At 53.9% G+C, this 4,824-nt stretch carries 4 protein-coding genes and 1 pseudogene; all 5 read right to left on the bottom strand.

Going from position 1 to position 4,824, the window contains the following annotated elements:
• Positions 1-635, bottom strand: a pseudogene (locus WG8_RS19365) (dihydrodipicolinate synthase family protein); the annotation flags it as partial.
• A 97-nt stretch (positions 636-732) separates the two neighbouring features.
• Positions 733-1,752, bottom strand: coding sequence for a 4-hydroxyproline epimerase (locus WG8_RS19370; RefSeq protein WP_007431933.1), 1,020 nt, complete (start codon positions 1,750-1,752; stop codon positions 733-735).
• Positions 1,749-2,969 (bottom strand): NAD(P)/FAD-dependent oxidoreductase, encoded by a 1,221-nt coding sequence (locus tag WG8_RS19375; protein WP_007431934.1) that lies wholly within the window; start codon positions 2,967-2,969, stop codon positions 1,749-1,751. The genes WG8_RS19370 and WG8_RS19375 overlap by 4 nt, the downstream gene beginning before the upstream one ends.
• Positions 2,970-3,136: 167 nt before the next feature.
• Complete coding sequence (locus WG8_RS19380) at positions 3,137-4,660, bottom strand: Ig domain-containing protein (RefSeq protein ID WP_007431935.1); 1,524 nt, start codon at positions 4,658-4,660, stop codon at positions 3,137-3,139.
• Positions 4,661-4,695: 35 nt separating this feature from the next.
• Positions 4,696-4,824: M24 family metallopeptidase (locus tag WG8_RS28825; RefSeq protein WP_007431936.1), on the bottom strand; the 129-nt coding region annotated here is incomplete at its 5' end.

Below are 4,824 nucleotides of genomic sequence, written 5' to 3' on the forward strand. Positions count from 1 at the left end.
TCCTTGGGCAACGCATTAGGCACGCCCGAAATCCAGCCTGTCGCGCCGAATAATGCCCCCTCCATCGCCAGATTATCCACCCCGATCATGACCTCCAGCTCTGTCTTCTCCAAAATAGCGTGAATACGTCGCACATCACCGGAAAATTCCTTGACTGCCACGATATTTTCAATTCGTGACAGGTCTGCAAGAATATCCGGAGTCAGGTCAACCTTGTAATCATGGGGATTGTTGTACGCTATGATCGGCAAGCCCACTTCCGATAACGCTTCAAAATGGGCCGTTACCTCATGGGGCAGCGGATTGTAATTAATGGGCGGCAGCGCCATGACACCAGCAGCTCCGGCATCCTTGGCATGCTGAACCCAATGCACCGCCTGCCTGGTGGATGGAGCCGCCGAGCCGACAACGACCGGGACACGCCCTGCCGCAGCATCAATCACCGTATGCACAACCTGTGACCGTTCTTCCGGGGACAACGCCGCATACTCCCCCAGTGATCCTGTGGGGACCAGTCCGCTAATGCCGTTCGCAATCAGATGCTCGCACAACTCGGCCAGACGCTTGTGGTCGACCTCCAGCTCTGCCGTGAACGGTGTAACCAGGGCCACATATACACCTTCAAAACGTGCCATATGCTCACCAATCCTTTCTTTTTCCACCTGTTTTTTACAAACTGAACGTTGAATAATTACACCGGCCTGTTGCATCATTCGATTCCCGGCACTATACTCACATCAGTAAAAATCCTTCTCTCAGCGGATCCTTCGGATCAAGCACAAATTGATGATGTCCTGTTACCCAGGCCGAGCCTGTAATTTGCGGAATCACTGCCGGATAAGGACCTACCTGCGTTTCGCCCACAATTTCAGCCCGGAACATGGAACCTGTGATGCTTTCATGCACAAACGGCTCATTTAAGCCCAGCTTTCCCTTGGCATGCAGCACCGCTACCTTGGCCGAGGTTCCTGTGCCACAAGGGGAACGGTCGATGCCTCCCGGCGGAATGACGACGACATTGCGGCAATCGGCCTGTGGAGCCACAGGCTGCCCGTAAAATTCAATATGGGTCAATCCCTGAATTACCGGATTCTCAGGATGCACTACCTCAATAGCAGCATTCACCGCTTCTCGAATCCGGACTGCCGTCCGTACAATCTCTGCCGCATTGCTCTGCTCCAACGCAAGACCGATGGAAGCCGCCTCTACAATGCCGTAAAAGTTGCCTCCATACGCAATATCTAGCACGACTTGACCGATGCCCTCTACATCGACCTCCACCTCACGGTGGTACACAAAGGATGGGATGTTCGTGAACGTTACTTGCCGCACCTTGCCCGTATCCACCTCCAGCTGCACTTGAACCGGGCCTGCCGGAGTATCTAGCAATACAGACTTTTTATCCGCAGCAATCAGCCCGCCTTCCATTAGTGCCGTGCACACTCCAATCGTATCGTGACCGCACATCGGCAAATAGCCTCCAGTCTCTATAAAGACCACACCGATATCGGCATCCGGATGGCAAGGCTCTGTCAAAATACAGCCCGACATGACCTCATGGCCCCGCGGCTCGAACATCAGCAGACGGCGAAAATCATCATGATGCGCTGCCATATAAGTCATTTTGTCCAGCATCGTATGACCTACCAGCTTAGGTGCGCCGTGAATGACCGTCCGCGTCGGATTTCCACCCGTGTGGGTATCAATCGTCGTAATCTTGCCTGATATAGCGATCTTGCCTGGTACACTCATCCGGTTACCTCCCCATGAAACCCATGCCCGTTCTCGTACCCGTTCAAAGCCTCCCCAAATCGGTCATACCGCAGCGGCTCTACCGGTATGCAAGTGGGTTCGCCGCGTACCATTTCGGTCACCAGCTTGCCCGTGACAGCAGCAAGGCTAATGCCGTCCCCTTCATGGCCTGAGGCGATAAACAGCCCCGGCACTTCATCCACGGCTGATACAATCGGCAAATGATCAGGCGTCCATGGACGCAGGCCGGTATATGCCCTCAGTAGCGGCACGTTTGCCAGGGCTGGAAAAAAGCGAATCGCCCTGCGGGCAATTAAGCGGATCACCTGCTGATCGACCCCCGTATCCATACCGACAAACTGACGGCTGCTGCCGATCAGAATGTTTTGTGATGCGGTTGGCTCGAATACCAGCGCTACACCATATTTTTCATAAACCTCATCGACACTCCGCTGCCCGCCGAACTTGCTCATCAGGTACCCAAACTCCATCACCTTTCGCTTCCCGATCGAAGGCATTCGGGCAGACACCAGAATATGTCCTTTGCGCGGCATGATTGGAAGGCTCAAACCGAGTGAATGACCGATGCTGCGTGTCCACACACCTGCCGCCAATACCACTGCATCCGCATGGATCACACCGTTTGGCGTCTCAACTCCACGGACGTTCCCCCCTTCGTCCTTGAGGACGGACCGTATCGGTGTGCGCGGCAATAGTCTGGCTCCCATCCGCCGTGCGGCGTTGGCCAGTGCATACGTCATCAGCACCGGATTTACGGTAGAATCTGTCGCACACTCCAGCCCGCCCGGCAAATCTTTGGCCAAATGTGGCCATTCCTTCCGCAAAGCCTGCTGATCCAGCATGCGAAACGGAAGTCCCTCCTGCTGCTGACGGGCTACCCATTGCTCTGCCGCCTGCATCTCCTGCTCATTTTCACAGACCAAAATGCTGCCAGGCGCACGGTACTCAAACTCATCCTCCAGCTCCCTGGCCAGCTCTGCCACCAGCTCCTGCGATACCAGCGACATCCGGCTGTCAAATCCCGGCTCCTTGTCGATTGCCAGTATATTTCCATCACAACGGGACGAAGTGCCTCCGGCAATCTCTCCCCGCTCAGCCAGTACGACCTTCAAATCGGATTTAGCCGCATAATAAGCGATGGCCGCACCAATGATTCCACCGCCGACAATGACTAGATCGGCCGCGTCGTGTTTCACTCACTTTTCCTCCCTTCGACCGTTTCAACCCGAATGTCACAACACTCAGGTCGCTCTGCCCCAAATTTCAACCGTGGTCGTCCAATAGATGTTAGCCCAGCTAAATGTTAGTCAGTCAAATGTAAGCTTCGTCAGAAAATTCGGGGCAGCCGCGCTGGGAAATTCAGTTACAGCTTGAGCGTAAAGCTTTGGGTCACAGGCTTGCTCAGCTCGTCATAATCCCGCAGCTGTACGGTGAACGTATATATCTTGTTCGCTGCTCCGCTTTCCGCTGTACCGCTGATCGTTCCTGTGAAGCGATCCAGCGTGAAGCCTGCGGGCAGCTGACCACCCGTTACCGTCCAATCGTAAAACGGAACGCCTCCCTTGGCCTCCAGCTTGGCCGTGTACGCTTTCCCTTTAACGGGTGCTGGCAGTTCCTTCGTCATTATTTCTGGCGCGAGGAAAGGAGTCAGGTCCTTGCGCAGCGGCCAGCCTGCTTTTTCTGCTACCAGCAGCGAGAGCTTCGTGTTCATCCAGCGCCGTGTCGGGAACATGTGGCGCCAGCCACCGTTTTGTCCACTCAGTCTGTCAACCTCTGCAAGCTCCCCGGAGAGATGATAGCTGTCATCCAGCGCAGCCGGTCTGTGCTGATAAGCCAGAATATCCGGGTCATTGCCTGCTGCTTCCTTCAACGCCTTGACACCCGGGAACGTGTCGCTGAACACAATCGCATGACCAAATTCATGCATGATCAGCCCGTGCACATCCGTCACCTTGGACAGATCGGATTGATACCATTCTTCATCGTCTACCGATGTGAATGGAGTCGCATCATCATAGAAATCCAGAATCAGACTATAGGAACGGTTCAGGTTCCCCGGGACGGTTACACCGTTACGTGTATGATAATTGCCGTTATTGGCTGGAAAGCCCGTAGAATAAGGCCCGTTCAATCCTCTCAAAAACACCCACATGCCTTTATATGGCTTGTCATTCGTCACCTGGATTTCATTTTGCCAGTCGTCTCCCGGCAGATGGTTGACCTCCGCATTCGCCGGAACCTCATCGAAGGGGCTCAGATCAAAGAAATAGAACCAGTCCTTCACCGCCAGCTCTGCGGCTTTTCTCGTAGCAGCATCATTGAAATAGGGCATGATCGTATCAAAGCGATAGTCAAAATGGATGGGGACTTGAGGCTCTTCATTATCGTCCTGATCCAACACCCGAATCGGAATGGACTGGTTGGTCTTGCGCCCATCGTTTCCCGCCACAGATAGAGACAGTGTATAATGCTCAATTTCACCATTTCCCCCAATCCGGTCGGGATGGATGGCTAGACGGAAATCTTTTTCCTCCTGAGCATTGGCAAAGGTCAGCGTTTTGCTTGCCCCTTGCGCCGACAGCGTACTTGGCAAATCCATCATCAACCGCGATGTGCCCTGCGCATTCAGCGTGATCGTTACCGGAAAGGCAGCGTCTGCCGGCGGTTTGACCTTTAGCTTCACATACGGGTTCGCAAGATACCCTTGCCAGTCGACCAGCTCTATACCGTAATCGTTCACCGTCCGGCTAAAGATGTCGATGACTTTGGCATCCGACTCCGCCTTGGCATAAGCCCCATGACCCGGAATAGCTGGTGTTAAAGCAACGATGAGAGAAACGGCCAAAGCAGTCAGCCATATTTTCGTGCGTCTTTTTTGCGTGTTCATTCGATCCCTCCATATCATTTTTGGATGACTGCTTTTTATAATAAAAGCAGCTCCTTCGGCGAGGAGGTCAGTACCTTCACACCGTCATCCGTGATCAGCACATCATCCTCGATCCGTACCCCGCCGAACCCCGGGATATAAATGCCCGGTTCCACGGTAATGAC

The sequence above is a fragment of the Paenibacillus sp. Aloe-11 genome (assembly GCF_000245715.1).
Classification (GTDB): domain Bacteria; phylum Bacillota; class Bacilli; order Paenibacillales; family Paenibacillaceae; genus Paenibacillus; species Paenibacillus kribbensis.